General features: G+C 64.8%; 19 protein-coding genes. 4 read left to right on the top strand and 15 right to left on the bottom strand.

The genetic code is table 11. The features are described from left to right. Positions 1 to 30: 30 nt before the first annotated feature. From XI08_RS42990 to XI08_RS42980, 3 genes are all read right to left on the bottom strand, one after another. A complete protein-coding gene (locus XI08_RS42990; protein WP_271579056.1) occupies positions 31 to 852 on the bottom strand; it encodes an NAD-dependent protein deacetylase in 822 nt (273 codons plus the stop codon). 145 nt (positions 853 to 997) lie between these two features. Beyond that, on the bottom strand, positions 998 to 1,402 hold the full coding sequence (locus tag XI08_RS42985; protein WP_271579055.1) for a hypothetical protein: 405 nt from the start codon (positions 1,400 to 1,402) through the stop codon (positions 998 to 1,000). A 45-nt stretch (positions 1,403 to 1,447) separates the two neighbouring features. Beyond that, on the bottom strand, positions 1,448 to 2,242 hold the full coding sequence (locus XI08_RS42980) for a sensor histidine kinase (RefSeq protein ID WP_271579054.1): 795 nt from the start codon (positions 2,240 to 2,242) through the stop codon (positions 1,448 to 1,450). Positions 2,243 to 2,247: 5 nt separating this feature from the next. Between XI08_RS42980 and XI08_RS42975 the strand changes: the two genes are divergently transcribed. Together XI08_RS42975 and XI08_RS42970 are read left to right on the top strand one after the other, a co-directional pair. Further along, positions 2,248 to 2,484, top strand: a complete 237-nt coding sequence (locus XI08_RS42975; protein ID WP_027545611.1) for a hypothetical protein — start codon at positions 2,248 to 2,250, stop codon at positions 2,482 to 2,484. A 489-nt stretch (positions 2,485 to 2,973) separates the two neighbouring features. Beyond that, positions 2,974 to 3,234, top strand: a complete 261-nt coding sequence (locus XI08_RS42970; RefSeq protein ID WP_271579053.1) for a DUF1488 domain-containing protein — start codon at positions 2,974 to 2,976, stop codon at positions 3,232 to 3,234. Positions 3,235 to 3,286: 52 nt separating this feature from the next. Here XI08_RS42970 and XI08_RS42965 read toward each other — a convergent pair whose 3' ends face one another. Beyond that, positions 3,287 to 4,123 carry an SDR family oxidoreductase gene (locus tag XI08_RS42965; protein ID WP_271579052.1) on the bottom strand — a complete coding sequence of 279 codons (837 nt, stop codon included), beginning with the start codon at positions 4,121 to 4,123 and terminating at the stop codon, positions 3,287 to 3,289. Positions 4,124 to 4,196: 73 nt separating this feature from the next. Then, positions 4,197 to 5,528, bottom strand: a complete 1,332-nt coding sequence (locus XI08_RS42960) for a solute carrier family 23 protein (protein WP_271579051.1) — start codon at positions 5,526 to 5,528, stop codon at positions 4,197 to 4,199. Positions 5,529 to 5,653: 125 nt separating this feature from the next. Here XI08_RS42960 and XI08_RS42955 point away from each other — a divergent pair, with 125 nt between their 5' ends. Beyond that, positions 5,654 to 6,982, top strand: coding sequence for a dicarboxylate/amino acid:cation symporter (locus XI08_RS42955; protein ID WP_271579050.1), 1,329 nt, complete (start codon positions 5,654 to 5,656; stop codon positions 6,980 to 6,982). Positions 6,983 to 7,228: 246 nt separating this feature from the next. Here XI08_RS42955 and XI08_RS42950 read toward each other — a convergent pair whose 3' ends face one another. The 10 genes from XI08_RS42950 to XI08_RS42905 all read right to left on the bottom strand — a co-directional run bounded on the left by XI08_RS42950 (position 7,229) and on the right by XI08_RS42905 (position 17,148). Next, positions 7,229 to 8,824 carry an ABC-F family ATP-binding cassette domain-containing protein gene (locus tag XI08_RS42950; protein WP_271579049.1) on the bottom strand — a complete coding sequence of 532 codons (1,596 nt, stop codon included), beginning with the start codon at positions 8,822 to 8,824 and terminating at the stop codon, positions 7,229 to 7,231. Between the two features lie 164 nt (positions 8,825 to 8,988). Next, the gene (locus XI08_RS42945) at positions 8,989 to 9,336 is read right to left on the bottom strand and encodes a RidA family protein (protein ID WP_271579048.1); all 348 of its coding nucleotides are present in this window, start codon (positions 9,334 to 9,336) and stop codon (positions 8,989 to 8,991) included. Between the two features lie 15 nt (positions 9,337 to 9,351). After that, on the bottom strand, positions 9,352 to 10,473 hold the full coding sequence (locus XI08_RS42940) for an NAD(P)/FAD-dependent oxidoreductase (RefSeq protein WP_271579047.1): 1,122 nt from the start codon (positions 10,471 to 10,473) through the stop codon (positions 9,352 to 9,354). Beyond that, positions 10,470 to 11,888, bottom strand: a complete 1,419-nt coding sequence (locus XI08_RS42935) for an FAD/NAD(P)-dependent oxidoreductase (RefSeq protein ID WP_271579046.1) — start codon at positions 11,886 to 11,888, stop codon at positions 10,470 to 10,472. The genes XI08_RS42940 and XI08_RS42935 overlap by 4 nt, the downstream gene beginning before the upstream one ends. Next, positions 11,885 to 12,181, bottom strand: coding sequence for a (2Fe-2S)-binding protein (locus XI08_RS42930; RefSeq protein ID WP_271579045.1), 297 nt, complete (start codon positions 12,179 to 12,181; stop codon positions 11,885 to 11,887). Before XI08_RS42930 ends, XI08_RS42935 begins: the two co-directional genes overlap by 4 nt. Before the next feature lie 27 nt (positions 12,182 to 12,208). Beyond that, positions 12,209 to 13,345 (bottom strand): NAD(P)/FAD-dependent oxidoreductase, encoded by a 1,137-nt coding sequence (locus XI08_RS42925; RefSeq protein ID WP_271579044.1) that lies wholly within the window; start codon positions 13,343 to 13,345, stop codon positions 12,209 to 12,211. Between the two features lie 8 nt (positions 13,346 to 13,353). After that, a complete protein-coding gene (locus XI08_RS42920; RefSeq protein WP_011089929.1) occupies positions 13,354 to 14,160 on the bottom strand; it encodes an ABC transporter permease in 807 nt (268 codons plus the stop codon). Continuing rightward, complete coding sequence (locus tag XI08_RS42915) at positions 14,157 to 15,056, bottom strand: ABC transporter permease (RefSeq protein WP_011089930.1); 900 nt, start codon at positions 15,054 to 15,056, stop codon at positions 14,157 to 14,159. Before XI08_RS42915 ends, XI08_RS42920 begins: the two co-directional genes overlap by 4 nt. Next, the gene (locus tag XI08_RS42910) at positions 15,053 to 16,090 is read right to left on the bottom strand and encodes an ABC transporter ATP-binding protein (RefSeq protein WP_271579043.1); all 1,038 of its coding nucleotides are present in this window, start codon (positions 16,088 to 16,090) and stop codon (positions 15,053 to 15,055) included. The genes XI08_RS42915 and XI08_RS42910 overlap by 4 nt, the downstream gene beginning before the upstream one ends. 23 nt (positions 16,091 to 16,113) lie before the next feature. Further along, the gene (locus XI08_RS42905) at positions 16,114 to 17,148 is read right to left on the bottom strand and encodes an ABC transporter substrate-binding protein (protein ID WP_271579042.1); all 1,035 of its coding nucleotides are present in this window, start codon (positions 17,146 to 17,148) and stop codon (positions 16,114 to 16,116) included. Positions 17,149 to 17,420: 272 nt separating this feature from the next. On the opposite strand from XI08_RS42905, the gene XI08_RS42900 reads away from it, so the two are divergent. Next, complete coding sequence (locus tag XI08_RS42900; protein WP_271579041.1) at positions 17,421 to 18,320, top strand: LysR substrate-binding domain-containing protein; 900 nt, start codon at positions 17,421 to 17,423, stop codon at positions 18,318 to 18,320.

The raw sequence follows: 18,320 nt of genomic DNA, 5'->3' as shown, positions 1-18,320 counted from the left end.
ATAGGCAAGGCGTGTTCGCCTCGCAGGAGATCAGAGCAGGAATGCAAGCGCCGCTTCGCAGCGCTCCTCGACCTTGAGCGTCAGGAGATCGTCGGCGCGGGTGCGCCCGAGATTGACCGCGGCGATCGGGATCTGCCGCTGCGCGGCAGCCTGCACGAAGCGGAAACCGGAATAGACCATCAGCGAGGAGCCCACGATCAGCATCGCGTCAGCCTGCGACAGATGGTCCTGTGCGGTGGCGACGATTTCGCGCGGCACGTTCTCGCCGAAGAACACGACGTCGGGCTTGAGGATGCCGCCGCATGCGTCGCAGGCGGGCACCTTGAACGAGGAAAAATCCGCGTGCTCCAGATCGGCATCGCCGTCGGGCGCATCCGCAGCATCGAGCGCGAGCCACTCTGCATTGGCGCGGCCAAGCCTATCCTGGAATTCGTTGCGCGGCGTCTTCGTCCCGCAGCCCATGCAGCGGACCAGATCGAGCCGGCCATGCAGGTCAATCACCTGCCGGTGGCCGGCGGACTGATGCAACCGGTCGACATTCTGGGTCAGCAGCATCCCGCAGCGCCCGTTCGCCTCGAGCCGGGCCAGCGCATGATGCGCATCGTTCGGCCTCGCCTGGCCGAACCGCCGCCAGCCGATCAGGCTGCGCGCCCAATAGCGCCGGCGCGTGTGCTCCTCCGACATGAAGGCCTGGAAATTGACCGGCTGGGTCCGCTTCCAGTTGCCATGGCTGTCGCGATAGTCGGGAATGCCGGAATTGGTGCTGCAGCCGGCGCCGGTCAGCACGAACAGACGTTCGTGCCGGGCGACGAAATCCTGGAGCGGTCGATTTGCCAGCGGAGCATTTGACATGGCGCAGATGTAGTCCGTGCTGCGACATTTTGCCAGATCACTCCCGGACCGGCGGCTCGAAGCCGGCGATGGGTTGATCCGTGCCGGAGACATGCCGGCGGCGAATGCTCGCGCACCAGCTTGTCCCGCCCGAACACATCACCCGTCAGATCTTGCTGGGATCGGTGTCATGCCGATGCTTGTGAAGAAACCGGGCGATCTGCCCACGGAGTGCCGCCGTGTCCAACAATGTTCCGACCGATCCGGCGGTGTCGAAGATCTCCCGCTGAAGCGTCGTCGGCAGAGAATTCCATTGCATGATGACGGCCGCGCCGAGACATCGCAAAACGCGCTCTTCCTCCGCCGCGAGGGCTGCGCCGCGCAGTCGCTCCGTCTGCCCGGCGTTGACTGCATCCACGTATTGGTCCGCGAGGACCTGCTCGTTGTCCGCGCGCGATGCAAGGCTGTCCTGCAACTTCTCGAATTTGCGGGTGTCATCCTTGCCGGACGAGCTCCTGGCCAGTTCGCCGTATGCGGCCGCTCTTGCACGATACTGCAGAAATTTGAACATGCCGCCTCCTTTCGTTGAAACTCTCCGCGCATTTCGACCCGCCGGCTAGGCCGGCGTCGGGACACTCAGAGAAGCCAATGGAGCCTCGAACGTGTATGCGAAGCCCCTCTCCTCATAAGTCAGTTGCACGTCGCCCTGGAGCTGGCGACCCAGCGTCTCGATCAATCGCGTTCCGAAGCCGCGCTTTGCGGGTGAATGGATCAACGGACCATTCTTCTCGATCCAGGTCAGGCGCACGCGTTGCGTCTGCGGATCGATCGTCCAGTGGAGATCGACGCACCCCTTTGGAGCCGAAAAGGCACCATACTTCGTGGCGTTTGTGCAAAGCTCATTGAGCGTCATCGCGACGGCGATCACGGCACCCGAATTGATCCGGATATCGGGTCCCGAAATCGAGAACTTCGATTCGGCTGGATCGTCGAAAGCTTCGATGGCGCCGCGGACGACCGCCCCGAGGTCGGCATTCGACCAGCTCGCCCGCACAAGGAGATCGTGCGCGCGGCCGAGTGCCAATAGCCGACCCTCGACGGCCTGCTGTGCGTGTTCCACACCTTGCAGGTTGCGCAGGCTCTGGGAGACGATGGCGGCAACGATCGCGAGCGTGTTCTTGATGCGGTGGTGCAGCTCTTCAAGGATCAGATTTTGCAGCTTGTCGGAGGTCTCTCGCTCCCTTGCATCGATGCCCGCCCTGGCGAGCAGACCCCTCGTGTTGATCTCGGCCTGGGCAAGGAGAAGCCGCAGGCTGACATTCTCGGCCGCCAGAGCATCCTCATGCGATTCTCTGTCGCCGGGATGCTGGCCCGTGCGGAGATCGATCTCGAGCGTTGGCGACTGTATCACGAGGGTTGGCTGCCGAACCTGATTTCAGTGGAACGTTTCGTCACGAAGGCGGGATTTCAGCGGCGTCGCGATCTTGCTTCGGCGCCTTCGTTGCTGAGAAATATGCGTGGATTTCGGCGGCATTTCCAAGAATCGCCGCCCTGCGCATTGCCGCCGTGCGCTTATTTCCTGACGGCAATTCGCGAGCGCGACGCAAGGCGTCGATCGCCCTGGAGTTCAGCTCGCAAGCCAACGACGGCTGAATTGAATCCGATGAGGTGCTTGCCTGATCCGACGGCGAAGGCGCGCCGAAACCGACTACCATTGAATCAACATCGAAGCGGCGATCACCAGCACGAAGAAGATGGGCAGCAGGACCGGAGGTACGAGCCACTCGCGAAGGATGAATCCGGGGGAATCCGACATATTGACCGCCTCTTGGTCGCGGCGGGAGCGCAATGCTCTCAGTCACCGATAACGGCCGAGGGGCGAGCGGTGATAACCGGGATATAGTCACCTTTCGCCGAATAGCGAGGCTCGCGAAGAACTATTTGTCGCGATCGGCCCCGAACCGGATTGTAACCCTGTCGTCAAAGCATCATTTGAAAGAGGCGCAACCGGCTCGCTCTTGTCAGGTCTCGACGAAACGTCCATGTTCCTGACGTACGCAAGCCGAGCGTCGGCCACCCAGCGTGCCCCCGGCTCAAACGGCGTGAAGGCGCACGGCACCTGCAACCTGATCGGCCCGAACCATGATTGATTTTCCAAATCACAGTCGCTCATATGACCGGACACGGCATGCCGTGCGGTTCTGGGGATACGACAGCGCCATCGAAGCCTCGTTCTTCATCGATGAAGGCGCGTTGAAGCAGATTCAACCGGGCGCCCATGCCACAGAATCGGGATTCCTGAACGCGTTCGATTGCAATCGCGACTTGATATGTGCCACCGCGGCCAGGAAGTATGTCCGCGGCAGCAGAGGCTCCTACGATCTGCTCGCAGCAGATTTCTGAAGCGCTCGGCACGGGGTGATGAGTCCGTGATTTCGCCCGTGAGCCTACGTTTCTAGCTTGCCCAGTTCTCGCGGAATTCCGGGAACAGCGTCAAGCCACCGCAAGCATAGATCGTCTGCCCGGTGATGTAGCTCGCATCCTCCGAGGCGAGGAAGGCGAACACGGCGGCGATCTCCTCCGGCGTTCCGACGCGCCCGAGCGGAATGTGGCTGGTGACGACGCCGCGCTTTTCCGGATCACCGGTCCAGGCCGCGTTGATCGGCGTGTCGATCGCGCCCGGACCGACCGCATTGACACGAATGCCTTGCCCGGCAAATTCGAGCGCGAGCGTGCGCGTCAGGTTGGCCATGCCGCCCTTGCTGATCGAATAAGCGAGATAGGAGGGCTTCGGAATGATCTGGTGGACGCTGGAGCAATTGATGATGCTGCCGCCTCCGCCGCGCGCGACGAAATGCGCCAACGCCTTCTGCGCGCAGAGCACGGCGCCGTTGAGATTGACGTCGATGATGCGGCGATAGGTTTCCACGTCGAGCGCATCGCTCGGCGATTCCCGCTGGAAGCCGGCATTGTTGACGAGACAGTCGAGGCGCTTCCAGCGCGCCAGGATGGTCTCGAACATCGCGGCGATGTCCTGCTCGTTGCCGACGTCAGCCTTGACGACGACATGATCGAGCCTGCCGTGGCCGCGATCGGCCGATGCCGTCCGCGCCAGCGCGAGCGTCTCTTCGGCCTTCTGAGGGTGATCGAAATAGTTGATGGCGACGGTCGCGCCTTCCTGGGCGAGTCGGATGGCGACGGCACGGCCGATGCCTTGCGAGGCGCCGGTCACCAGCGCGTATTGGCCAACGAGGCGCGAGGGAAACGGGATCGAGCGGTCGGTCTGTGGCATGAGCTTTCTCCGGAGTGCCTCATCATCGACGGAGGCGACGTTTTGTTCCATCCCACCAGCGCAGCCCTGGGATTCATTCCGCGTGTTGCGCAAGGGAAGAGGTGAGGATCTGATAGAGGATGATGGCGCCGAAGGTCGCGGTTCCGATCCCGCCGATCGTGAACGCGCCGAATTTGAGCGTGAGGTCGCCAGCGCCCGCGGTCAGCGCCACGGCCACGGTGATCAAGTTCGCAGGATTGGCGAAGTCGACCTTGTTCTCGACCCAGATCCGCCCTGCCATCGCGGCGATCAACCCGAACAGCACGATCGAGAGACCGCCGATGACGGGCCCCGGGATCGACAGGATGAGCGCGCCGAATTTCGGCGAGAAGCCGAGCAGGATCGACACCAGGGCGGCGACGGCGAACAACAGCGTCGAATAGACCTTCGTCGCCGCCATGACGCCGATATTCTCGGCATAGGTGGTGACGCCGGTGCCTCCGCCGCAGGCTGAAGCGATCGTGGCAAGGCTGTCACCAAGGAAGGCGCGGCCGAGAAAGCCATCGAGGCTCCGCCCCGTCATCGCGCCGATGGCCTTGATGTGTCCGAGATTCTCGGCGACGAGGATGAGCGCGACCGGCGCGATCAGGACGATCGCATCAACCTGGAAAGTCGGCGTGGTGAAACCCGGCAGGCCGATCCACGGCGCGGCCGCGAGCTGGGTGAAGTCGATCGGCTTGCCGAGACCGAAGCCGTTGGCAAGCAGCCAGTACAACAGATATCCGCCGATCGCACCGAGGATGATCGGCAGCCGGCGCCACATCCCCGGCGCCGCAACGCCGATCACACCGATGACGAGGACGGTCACAAGCCCGATCCAGGTGTCGAACGTACCAGCACTCACCGACTTGACGGCGACCGGCGCGAGATTGAGGCCGATGGCCGCGACCACGGCGCCGGTGACGACCGGCGGCATCAGGCGCTCGACCCAGCCGACTCCCGACCACATCACGACCAGCGCGATCACGCCGTAGAGCACGCCGGCCCCGATGATGCCGCCGAGCGCGACCGGAAGATTCGGGTTCGGTCCGTGCCCGGCATAGCCGGTGGCGGCGATGACGACGGCGATGAAGGCGAAGCTCGAGCCGAGATAGCTCGGCACGCGCCCCGCCACGACCGCGAAGAAGATCAGCGTGCCGATGCCGGAGAACAGCAGCGCAACATTGGGATCGAATCCCATCAAGAGCGGCGCGATGATCGTGCCGCCCGACATCGCGACGCCGTGCTGCAGACCCGCGACGATCGTCTGGCCCCAGGGCAACCGCTCCTCGGGCATGATCACGCCGGAGGTCTTCAACGTCCAGCGCGGAAAATAGCCTTGTGAACGGCCCTGCGCCTGCCCGTCGGAGCCTGTTGCAGTCGACATGTTCCCCCCAATTGCGGTGCAGCGATTGATCTTCGTGCGATCCGACAAAAATGTGATTGTTGCTTCTGCGGCGGCCATCACATGATGCAAATCATGCAAGATCAATACGTTCCGGGATCTACATTATGACACAGATCGCGATCCAGCCAGCCATCCGTCGCCGGCACCAGCCCTGGTACAAGATCCTCTACATCCAGGTGCTGATCGCGATCGCGCTCGGGGTACTCATCGGCTATTTCTATCCCGATTTCGGCAAGGAATTGAAGCCGCTCGGCGACGGCTTCATCGCACTGATCAAGATGATGATCGCACCGGTGATCTTCTGCACCGTGGTGCACGGCATCTCCTCGATGGGCGATCTCAAGCGCGTCGGCCGGGTCGGGCTGAAGTCGCTGATCTATTTCGAGACGGTCTCGACCGTCGCGCTCGCGGTCGGCCTCCTGGTCGGCGAGGTGCTCCAGCCCGGACACGGCTTCAACATCGATCCCGCCACGATCGATCCGAAATCGGTCGCGACCTACGTTACCAAGGCCAAGGAGGAAGGCATCGTCGCCCATCTGATGGCGATCATCCCCGACAGCTATGTGGGCGCCATCGCACGCGGCGATTTACTCCAAGTGCTGCTGATCTCGATCCTGTCGGGCTTCGCCATCGCTTTCCTCGGCAAGGCCGGCGAGCCGATCGCGGAGGCGATCGACAAGGCCGCGAAGATGTTCTTCGGCATCATCCGCATCATCGTGCGCGTCGCGCCCATCGGCGCGTTCGGCGCGATGGCCTTCACCGTCGGCGCATATGGCCTCGGCTCGCTGCTCAACCTCGCCGCCCTGATCGGCACGTTCTACCTCACCAGCATCCTGTTCGTGCTGATCGTGCTGGGCGCGATCGCAAGGCTCGCCGGCTTCTCGATCCTGCGTTTCATCGCCTATATCAAGGACGAGCTGCTGATCGTGCTCGGCACGTCGTCGTCGGAGACCGTGCTGCCGCAGATGATCCAGAAGATGGAGCATCTCGGCGCCTCCCGCTCGGTGGTCGGCCTCGTCATCCCGACCGGCTACAGCTTCAACCTCGACGGCACCAACATCTACATGACGCTGGCGACGCTGTTTCTGGCGCAGGCGACCAACACGCATCTGACGATCTGGCAGGAGCTCGGCATCCTCGGCATCGCCATGATCACCTCGAAGGGCGCCTCGGGCGTGACCGGCGCCGGTTTCATCACGCTCGCCGCGACACTCTCGATCGTGCCCGACATCCCGATCCAGTCGATCGCGATCCTGGTCGGCATCGACAAGTTCATGAGCGAGTGCCGCGCGCTGACCAATCTGATCGGCAATGGCGTCGCCTGCGTCGTCATCAGCATCTCCGAAGGCGAGCTCGACCGCGACGCGCTGCACGAGACCATGGCCCATCCGCTGGAGATCGGCGAGGCGCTGGAACCGGGTGGCGGCGGGTAAGCGACACAGATCGACGGCAGGAGCAACCCGATTCCGACGCGGTAGTTTCCCGGAGTGGATAATTGGTGAGATACGCGCCACAACAATGGCGTTGGGATCACCGATTGATAATCAATGTTTCCGCCCGACGCGCTGGGGGCAGGGCGTCGGGCTTTTGATAATCACTGCGAGCGGCGACGCGCCAGGATGGTGCGGCGCCGGTGGCCGGGATCGGCATGATCATTCCGCAGGACCGAACGGTCGGCTTCAGCCCGCAAGGTCGCCGCCAAGATCGAGCCGCCGCGTAATCCCTATCGCCTGCAAGAACGTCTCGTCATGACTGACGACGAGCAACGCACCGTCATAGGCCCGCAAGCCTGCTTCGACGGCTTCGATGGACGCGATGTCCAGATGGTTGGTCGGCTCGTCCAGGATCAGCAGTGAGGGCGGCGTCGTCCCGCCGAACACGCAAGCAAGGCCGGCACGAAGCAGCTGTCCGCCGCTCAGGCTCCCGACGATCTGCAAGGCAGCGTCGGCGCGAAACATGAAGCGCGCGAGAGCGGCATGGCATTCATTCGTGCCCGCGTTTGGATTGCGACGCCTGAAATTGTCCAGGATCGAGATCGCGGGATCGAGCAGGCTGACCTTCTGGTCGAACAGCGCGAAGTCGGGCCTGACCCTCACGGTGCCCACAAGGGGGCACATCTCGCCGGCAATGAGTTTCAGCAGCGTTGTCTTGCCTGAACCATTTGGTCCGACCACCGCAACGCGCTCCGGCCCGACGATCGTGAACGACAGACCCCGCAGGATCGCGCGCTCCGGATGATAGCCGGCGCTGACCCGATCGAGCCCAACCACCTCCCTGCCCGCCGGCAGGTTTGTCGGCGGCAATTTCACGGACAGCGGCTGGAGAATCTCGATGCGCCGGCGCGCCGTGTCGACCGCCTCGAGCGCCTCCGCGCGCCGCCGCTCGGCGACTTGCGCAGTCTTTCCGCCGGTGTCCTCGCTGCGATCCTTGCGTGCGCCGGCCAGGATGCGCGGCATGTCGCCCTTGGCACGCTTCTTCCTGCCGCCGCTATCCTTGCGCGCCTTCCTCTCCACGGCGTCCTGCGCCTTGCCGTCGATCTCGGACAGCTGCTTCTCGGCATGCGCAAGGTCGTGCCGGACGGCAGCGAGCTCGACGGCCTTCTGCTCGCGGTACCGGCTCCAATTGCCGCCGTATCGCGTTGCTCCGAGCGACGTCAACTCCACGATCGCGTCCATCGTTTCGAGCAGGCCCCGGTCGTGGCTGACGATGATCGCGCCGCCGCGCCAGGCGGCGAGGAGATTGATCACGGCCTTGCGTCCGTCCTGGTCGAGATTGTTGGTGGGCTCATCCAGCAGCAGGAAGTCCGGCTCGGCGAACACCAGCGCGGCAAGACGAACCCGCATCGTCTGGCCGCCGGACAGGCAGGACAGCTCCGTATCGGGCGCAAGATCGAACCCGACGCGCGCCAGCGCGGACGCGAGCCGCGCTTCGAGGGTCCAGTCGATCGCGGCGATGTCGTCGGCGGAGGTATCGCCCCGCTCCGCGCGGCCAAGCAGCGCCAGCGCTTCCCGCACACCGAACAGATCGGCCACGGTGGCACCCGCGAGCAGCTGAACGTCCTGGCGCAGCAGGCCGACGGTTCCGTTGGTCAGAATGCGCCCGGACTGGGGAACATGTTCCCGGCAGATCGACGCCAGCAGCGTGGTCTTCCCGACGCCGTTGCGGCCGACGAGACCGGCTCGCTCAGCCGCGAATGTCAGATCGACATTGGAAAAAAGAGAACGGCCGTCAGGCGTAGACAGCGACAGGTTCGACAGGACGATGGAAGCAGGCATGGAATTCCCCGTGAGCAAGGCGGATCGGCATTGCGGTCGGGGTAAAATCCATGGCTGCGAAGTTCCTGATTGAGATGCCTCTAACTAGTCCGGCAGAGGCGCAAGATCAAGCCAAAGGGGACGACAGCGCGTCGCGCGCTGACATCCCCCATCGGCAGATGCCGTCAGCCCTTGAGCGCGGTGACCACGACTTCGATCAGCGCGCTGCCACCGAGATCGGCGACGCCGACGGTGGCGCGGGTCGGCAGGTTGTCGCCGAAGAACTCGGTCCAGGCCGCGTCCATCTCCTTCTTCTTGGAGAGATCGGTGACGAAGATCGAGGCTCTGACGACGCGGCTCTTGTCGGTGCCGGCCTCCTTCAGATAGCCGGCGATCTTGCCGAGGATGTTGCGGGTCTGATCGCCCATGGAGACCGATGTGTCGTCGGCAATGGTGCCGCCGAGGAAGACGAAGCCATTGGCCTCGACGGCGCGGTGCATGATGGGCGTGCGGATGCTGCGGGTGATGCTCATGATGTCCTCTTGTTGCTAGAGCGTGGAAGGATGGAAGCGGTCGATGCCGAGATCGCCGATGCGGGTCTGGGTGCCGCCGTTGACGATCAGCTCCGCCATCACGGCGCCGGCGCCGGGGCCGAGCTGAAAGCCGTGCAGCGAGAAGCCGAACTGGTGGTAGAGGCCCTTGTGCCGCGAACTCGGCCCGAACACGGGGATGTCGTCCTTCATCTTGGCCTCGATGCCGGCCCAGGCACGGACGATCGTCGCGCTACGCATCACCGGAAACAGCTCGAACACGGTGCGCGCGCTGATCGCAAGGCTCTTCCAGTCCAGCACCGTCTCGTTGCGGTCCTGATAGGGCGTTGCCAGATGCCCGCCGCCGATCAGCACGGTGCCGTTCTTGAATTGCTTGAAGGAGAGCTTTCGGCCACGCAGGATCACGACGGGATCGATGAAGTGCGGCACGCGCGAGGTGATCATCAGCATCGGCGCCACGGTTTCGACCGGCACCGGCTCGCCGAGCGCAGCCGCGATTGTCCCGGCCCAGGCGCCGGCAGCGTTGACCAGCACCGGCGCGACATAGGTGTCGGAGCCCACATCGACATACCAGAGGCCGTCGCTGTAGCGGATGTTGCTGGCCGCCACGCCCTCGCGCACGGTCGCGCCGAGCTGTTCGGCCTTGCGCCTGAACGCGGTCGTCGTTTGCGCCGGATTGGCCGCCCCGTCGCGGCGCGACACCACGCCGCCGGGACAGCTGTCGGCCACCGCGGGCACCAGCCGCCGCAGCTCGGTGGCGTCGATCAGCTCTTCATGGGTGAAGCCGAGCGCGTTGAGTTCGGCGACGCGCGCGCGGCAGACCGCAAGCTCGTCCTCGTTTTCCGCGACCAGCACCTGGCCGTGGCTCTCAAAGCTGCAATCGTCGTCGAGGAGGTCGGCGATCTTCTCCCAGATCCCCATCGAACGGATCGAGAGCGGGATTTCGGGGACGTGCCGCGCAAGCTGGCGCACGCCGCCGGCATTGACGCCCGAGGCATGCCGGCCGGCATAGTCCTTCTCGATCAGCACCGGCTTCAGGCCGGCGAGGCACAGATGCAGCGCAGTCGAGCATCCGTGGATGCCGCCGCCGACGACGATCGCATCCACGTTTTCAGTCATCCGCGCACCACCGCCTTGACGTCGTCCTCGGTCTTGGGAACTGCGGCAAGCTCAGCGAGCGTGATCGGCTTCACCGGCGCGCGCAGCCGGTAATAGCCGATCTCCTGCGGGGTCTTTCCGCGCGCCTGCGCCATCAGCTCGGTGACGGTGAGGCCGCAGAGCCGGCCCTGGCACGGGCCCATGCCGGTGCGGCGATAGGCCTTGAGCTGGTTCGGCCCGGTCGCGCCGATCGCGACGGAGTCGAGAACGTCCTTTGCCGTCACCTCTTCGCAGCGACAGACGATGGTGTCGCCTGAGGGAATGCGGAACTGCGGCGCCGGGCGGAACAGCGTGTCGAGGAAGACGCGGCCGCGCTCGGCCTTGGCAAGATCGGCGCGGAGCGTCGCCATTGCCGGGAGCTTCGCAGCAGCCGCGGGCGCCAACGCCTCCACCGCCGCACGCGCCGCAATGCGGCCACGGACCACGGCGGCATTGGCGCCACCGATGCCGGCGCCGTCGCCGGCGATCGCGATGCCCGCGACCGACGATGAACCGTTCGCATCGAGCACCGGCGACCAGCACAATTGCAGCTCGTCCCAGCGATGCTCGACGCCGGCCGCCATCGCCAGATTGACGTTGGGCACGACGCCCTGATGCAGCAGCAGGAGATCGGCGGGAAGCGTCTCGCGCTTGCCGCCGGCGACATAGCTCACATTCGCAAGCTGGCCATCACCCGACGCGGAGAGCTCGGTGACGCCGGAGACGACCTGCACCTTCGCCTTCACCTCACGCATCATCGACAGGCCCTTGGCGAAATAGGGCGAGGTCAGGAAGGCGAAGGCATGGGGGAGCGCGGCGAAATAATTGCCGCGCTCGGTGGTGTCGAGGATGCGGTCGATGCGGCCGCCAAGCCGCAAAATCTGCGCGGCAAGCAGCCAGAGCAGCGGCCCCTGCCCCGCGATCACCGTGCGACCATCGGGCACCAGCGCCGATGATTTCAGCATGGTCTGCGCAGCGCCGGCGGTCATCACGCCCGGCAGCGTCCAGCCCGGAATCGGAAACGGCCGCTCCAGCGCGCCGGTCGCCAGGATCACACGCTTTGCCTTGACGAAAGCCGAGGCGCCGCCGACGGAAACGGCGATATCGAGGTTGCGATCGAGGCTCCAGACCGTGGCACGCTGGATGACTTCGGCATTGCTCGCACGCAGCGACTGCACGAGGTCGGCGCCGACCCAGTAGTCGGCACCGAGCTGGCTGCGCTCAGTCACCGGCGTCGAAGCGATGGCGCGAAACACCTGGCCGCCAGGGCCGATATTCTCGTCGAGCAGCAGCGTGGACAGACCGGCCTCGGCCGATGTCGCAGCGGCGGCGAGGCCGGCAGGCCCGGCGCCAATCACCACCACATCGTAATCTTCGCGCTTGGGAGCCACAGTCATCTTCCGATCTCCCGCTTGCCCTTCTGGATCTCGACCTGCATGCCCTCGGCGACGGGCACGAGGCAGCCCTGCCGGTTGCCGACCCCGTCGATGGTAACGAGGCAGTCGAAGCACACGCCCATCATGCAGTAAGGAAGACGTGGCGCGCCGCTCACTGCGGTGGAACGCCGTGCATCCTGGTCGGAGGCCAGCAGCGCAGCGGAGACGGTGTCGCCCTGGCGCGCCGCGACGGCAACGCCATCGACGAAGATCTGCACTTGCGGGCGTTTGTCCTGTTCGGATCGTCTAAACATGGGATGCCTCTTGGCTCCTTGATATCTCTAGTAGCCGCTGTTGTTGGCAGCGCCAGCGCCGCCAAAACGGCTCGCGGAGAACGCGCCGACCAGCTCCGGCTCGAGCGCGCCCTGCGCGACCATCCGCGCGATCTCGAAGGCGTGGTTAGAGGCGAGCGTCACGCCGGAATGGCAGCAGGCGACGAAGGCGCCGGGATGGGTCTCCGACTGGTCGTAGATCGGAAAGCCGTCCTGCGGCATGACGCGGATGCCGGCCCAGCTTCTGATAACGTTGAGCCGCGACAGATGCGGGAACATGCGCTGCGCGCGGTCCGTCATCACCGCGCTGATCGAATGCTTCAGCGTGCGATCGTCCAGCTCCTCCTCCTTGCTGTCACCGATCATCACCGTCCCCTCGTCGGTCTGGCGGATCGTGGTCAGCGGATGCGGCAGGAACGGCATGGTGCGTTCGGTCACCACGATCTGGCCGCGGGTCGGGCCCATCGGCGCGTAGAGACCGACCATCGGCGCCAGCGTCTGGTTGGCATTGCCCGCGGCAAGCACGACCTTGGCAGCACGAAGCTCGCCCTTCGGCGTGGTCAGGCGGAATTCGCCGCCGCTCTTGCTGATCGCCGAAACCGGTTGCTCCGGAAGATAATCGATACCGAACGCCCTGAAGCCGGTGTGGAAGGCGCGGAACGTGCGCAGCGAATTGACGTGGCCGTCGAGCGGACAATAGCTGCCGCCGGAAACTTCCGGCCCGATCAGCGGCAGCGCCTTCTTCACCTCGGACGCCGGCAGCATCTCCATCTTGTAGTCGGCGGCGCCGACCTGGTTGTGCATGCGCTTGACCAGTTCGGCGCGCTGGCCGAACTCATCCTCGCCGAGCGTGAGGTGAAAGCCGCCGTTCTGCTGGAGCGAGACATCGAGGCTGGTCTGTTGCTTCAGCTCGGAGGCAAGCCGGCCCCATGCCTGCGACGCCTGCACGGTCCACACCGTATAGGCCGGCATGCCCAGGCCCTTGCTCTGCACCCAGACCAGCGCAAAATTGGCGCGCGAGGCGCGCTTGGTGATGTCGCCTTCGTCGAGCACGGCAACCTTCTTGCCGAGCCGGCCGAGGCCCCAGGCAATGGCGGAGCCGAGCAACCCGCCGCCGACGACGGCGACGTCGTATTCTCCTGACATGAGTTCTCCTATCGTCCCGTATCGCCCTTGCCGGCGAGCACACGGTCGAGCCCGTAGAAGCGGTCGAGCAGAATGAGGGCGGTCATGGTGATCGCGATCACGCAGGCCGAGACCGACGTCACCAGCGGATCGATGTTGTCCTGGATATAAAGGAACATGCGCACCGGCAACGTTTCGGTGCCGGGTGCCGCGAGGAAGACGGTCATGGTCAGATCGTCGAAGGACTGGATGAAGGCGAGCGCCCAGCCGCTGATGACGCCGGGCAGGATCAGCGGCAAGGTCACGCGCCGGAACAGCGTCCAGCCACCGGCGCCGAGCGAAACCGCTGCCATCTCGACCGAGAGGTCCATGCCGGTCGCGGCCGCCAGCGTCAGCCGCAGCGCGAACGGAAACACGATGATGACATGCGCGATGATCAGCGCCGCAAAGCTGCCGCCGAGGCCAGCGGAGGTAAAGAAGCGCAGGAAGGCGATACCGAGCACGACATGCGGGATCATCAGCGGCGACAGGAAGAGGGCTGCGAGCGCGTCACGGCCGCGGAAACGATAGCGCGCGATCGCGAGCGCCGCGGGCACCGCGAACAACAGCGCCACCAAGGACGACAGCGCGCCGAGCCCGAGGCTGACCCAGAAGGCGTGGATGAATTCGGGATAGTTCGCGATGGTCCTGAACCAGCGCAGCGAGAAGCCGTTGGTCGGCAGCGACAGGAAGCCTTCCGGCGTGAAGGCGACGAGGCAGACCACCAGGATCGGCGCCACCATGACGATGACGAAGACGGTGTGGAAGATCAGTGCCAGCGGGCCGTTCCGTCTCATCGGAACACCTCCGCATAGCGCCGCTCGATCAGGGCGTTGCTGCCGACCACGATCAAGACCAGCGCAACCAGCAGCAGCGTGGCGACCGCCGCACCGAGCGGCCAGTTCAGCGTGTTGAGGAACTCGTCATAGGCCAGCGTCGCCGCGACCTTGAGCCGGCGGCCGCCGATGATCGCGGGCGTCGCAAAGGCGCTGGCCGAGAGCGAGAACACGATGATCGCGCCCGACAGCACGCCCGGCATGATCTGCGGCATGATGATGCGGCGAATCGTGGTGATCGGGCCAGCGCCAAGCGACATCGCGGCGTTCTCGATCTGCGGATCGAGCCGCTGAAGCGCGGCCCACACCGACAGCACCATGAACGGCATCATCACATGCGCCAGTGCGATCACCATGCCGGTCTCGGTGAACATGAAGGGAATCGGTGCACGGATCAGCCCGGCCGACATCAGGAGCTTGTTGACGAGCCCGTTGTTGCCGCCGAACAGCAGCGCCCAGCCGAGCGTGCGCGCCACCACCGAGATCAGCAGCGGTCCGAGGATGACGAGCAGGAAGAAGCTCTTCCAGCGTCCGCTCATGCGGTTGAGGATGTAGGCCTCGGGCGCGCCCAACAATGCGGTGAGCAGCGTCGTCAGGATCGCGATGCGAAACGTCCGCCAGAACATTTCGGCGTAATAGGGATCGGTCGCGATCTCGTGCCAGTTCTTCAGGATGAAGACGGGCTCGATGCCTTTGTACTGGCCCCAATCGTGGAACGACAGCATCACCGTCATCGCCAGCGGAATCAGCAGCACGCCGACGAACAGCATCAATGCGGGCGCGGAGAGCACCCATGGCGCGCGTGCGATGCGCGCATCGGCGGCCCCCGGCGGAGCCGTGTCCGCGACCGCGCTCATGCGGCAGCTCCGCGCACGCTCATGTCCTCAGGCCGCCAGGCGAGACGAACGGCCTCGCCTTCGGCCGGCTGCGCCTTGCCGTCATTCTGGCGGATCACGATCGCCGGGCCGCATTCGCTGTCGCACTGGAACAGCCAGTGATTGCCCTGGAAGATGCGCGTGACGATCCTTGCGCCGAGGCCGGCGTCGCCAAAACCGATTCTTTCAGGGCGAATGCTGACGGTGACGGGGCCACTGAGGCCCGCCGGCGCCGGCGCGCTCCAGGAGCCCGCCACCACGCGCGCGGGCGTCGCGGTCCGGTCGATCGTCGCCGCAAAGTCGTTGGTCTTGCCGAGGAATTGCGAGACGAAGGCCGAGGCCGGCCGCTCATAGGTCTCCTGCGGCGTGCCGATCTGCTCGATCTTGCCCTGGCTCATCACCACGATGCGGTCGGACAGCGACATCGCCTCGTTCTGGTCGTGCGTGACCAGGATCGTGGTGGTGCCGATGGTGCGCTGGATCTGGCGCAGCTCGATCTGCATCTCTTCGCGCAGTTTTGCATCGAGGTTCGACAGCGGCTCGTCGAGCAGCAGCACGCTCGGCTTGATCACCAGCGCACGCGCCAGCGCCACGCGCTGCTGCTGGCCGCCGGACATGCGGCGCGGATGACGATCCTCGTAGCCGGCAAGGCCGACCATCGCGAGCGCGGCACGGACGCGCTCGGCCCTTTCAGCGCGCGGCACCTTGCGCATCTCGAGGCCGAAGGCGACGTTCTCCGCCGCGGTCATGTGCGGAAACAGCGCGTAGCTCTGGAACACGATGCCGAGGCCGCGCTTGGCCGGATGGATCGCGGTCAGGTCCTTGCCCTCGAGGCGGATCGCGCCGCGCGTGGGATCGAGGAAGCCCGCGATCATCTGCAGGGTCGTGGTCTTGCCGCAGCCGGACGGGCCGAGGAAGGAGATGAACTCCCCCTTCCCCACCGACAGGCTGAAGTCATCGACCACAGCCTGCACTCCGAACTGCTTGGCGACCCGATCGAGCTCGAGATAGGCCATGACGCTGTCTCCGCCGCGAACGATCAGCGTTCGACCTCGCGATTCCAGCGCTTGGTCCACTCCTCGCGCTTCTCGTTGATCACCGTCCAGTCCGGATTATAGAGCTTCGCCGCGCGCTCGCCGATCGGCGCCATCTTGCCGAGCTCCGGCGGGATCACCAGCGATTTCAGCACCGGGCCATAGCCGTAATCCTTGAGCATCACGAGCTGGATCTTGGGATCGAGCAGCATCTTGACGAAGCTGCCCGCGAGCGGCGAAGCGTTCGGCTTCGTGATCGGGCAGGCGGTCGTCAGCAGCGTCGCTGCGCCTTCCTTCGGATAGACGAAGTCGACGGGGAAGCCGGTGTTGGCGAAGCTCTGCACGCGGCCGGTGCCCCACACCGCGATCACGGCCTGACCGGACTGGAACAGCTCGGTCATCTTGCCCGGCGACGGCTCATAGGCGAGCACGTTCGGATTGATCTGCTCCTTGAAGATCTTGAAGCCGGAATCGACGTTGGACTCGCCGCCGCCGTTCATCTTCGACAGCATCACCAGCGCTTCGAGGCCGTAGGTGTTGTTGATCGGCGGGATGACCAGCTGTTTTGCGTATTTCGTGTCCTTCAGGTCGTTCCACGAGGTCGGCGGCGCCCAGCCTTTCTCCGCAAACACCTTGGTGTTGTACATCAGGCCGGTCGCGACGATGCCGATCGCCACCGCGCGATCGTCCTTGAAGCGGGCGGTGTCGTAGAGATCGGCCGGCAGGCCGTCGAGCCTGCCGCAGAAGCCGAGCTGGATCGCCTGGTACATCGGGCCGTCATCGACGATGGCGACGTCGATCTGCTGGTTGCCCTTCTGCGCCTGGAGCTTGGCCAGCGTGTCGGTGGAGTTGCCGGCGACGTATTCGACCTTGACGCCGTTCTCCTTCTCGAAGGCCGGGATCACCTCGTCGCGAATGGTCTTCTCGAACGAGCCGCCATAGCCGGCGACATAGAGCGTTTTCTGCTGGGCCGAGGCGGCCGAAATGCCGGCGGCGAGCGCCGCGATGCTGACCGCTGTCAGAAGGCGAAGAGTCTTCATGTGGTCCGATCTCCATACCGGAATGAGGTGACGTGCCGACAAATCTCCGGCCGAAGCGCCTTCCGCATTTCCTTCCGCGCAAATCCTCCCCGATCAGGGCTCCGGCCCCTGTTCGGCGGATTTTGGCGCGATCTGGAGGGTTGAACCCCTCCAATCTGCCGAAAAAGCGGGCTGTCTCCAGTCCTGATGAAAAAGATCGCAAACCCGAGCTTCCATCGTCCAATGAATAATGGCACCCTCTGCATGCCTAAATGTTATGAATGGAATCCCGGATGGTACGGATCAATTCGCGGCAGGTGGAGGCCTTCCGGGCGACGATGCTGACCGGCAGCGTCACCGAGGCGGCAGCGCTGATGACCGTGACGCAGCCGGCAGTGAGCCGGCTGCTGCGCGACCTCCAGGCGCTGTTGAAGATGGAGCTGTTCGAGCGGCGGGGCACCGGCCTCGTGCCGACCGCCGCGGCGATGGCGCTCTATACTGAAGTGGAGCGCTCCTTCGTCGGACTCGAACGCATCACCGCAGCGGCGGAAGAAATCCGCGGCCGCCGCACCGGCTCATTGCGAATTGCAGCACTGCCGGCGCTGTCGAACGGCTATCTGCCGCGGCTTACCGGTCACTTTCTGAAGGAGCGGCCGAACCTCAACCTTGCCTTCTTCGGCGTGATCTCGCCGATCGTGGTCGACTGGGTGCTGAACAATCAGTGCGACGTCGGCTTTGCCGAGGTGCCGATCGCGCATTCCGGCCTGCCGAGCCAAAGGCTGCCAGCGCCGGCGCGCGTCGCGGTGCTGCCGACCGGCCATCGCCTTGCCGAGAAGGAAGTCTTGGAGCCGCGCGATTTCGAGGGCGAGACGTTCATCTCGCTGTCGGCGGGATCGTCGAGCCGGCACCTGGTCGACCAGGTGTTCCATCGTCACGATGTCCGCCGCGTGCTCAGGGTCGAGACCACGCTGTCGGAGATCATGTGCGGCATGGTGTCGTCAGGCCTTGGCGTCGCCATCTGCGATCCCTTCACCGCGCAGGAATTTTCCACCCGCGGCGTCGTCGTGCGCCGCTTCCTGCCGCGCATCGACTTCGAATTCTCCGCGGTCTTCCCGGCGCAGCGCAGCCCCTCGCCGGTGGCGCTGGATCTGGTCGAGACCATGCGCAAGTCGCTCGCGGAGTTCGACGATTAG

Source organism: Bradyrhizobium sp. CCBAU 11361 (assembly GCF_028128935.1).
GTDB lineage: Bacteria > Pseudomonadota > Alphaproteobacteria > Rhizobiales > Xanthobacteraceae > Bradyrhizobium > Bradyrhizobium niftali.
Note: the sequence above shows the minus strand (reverse complement) of the source record. Positions and strands in the feature narration are given on the sequence as shown.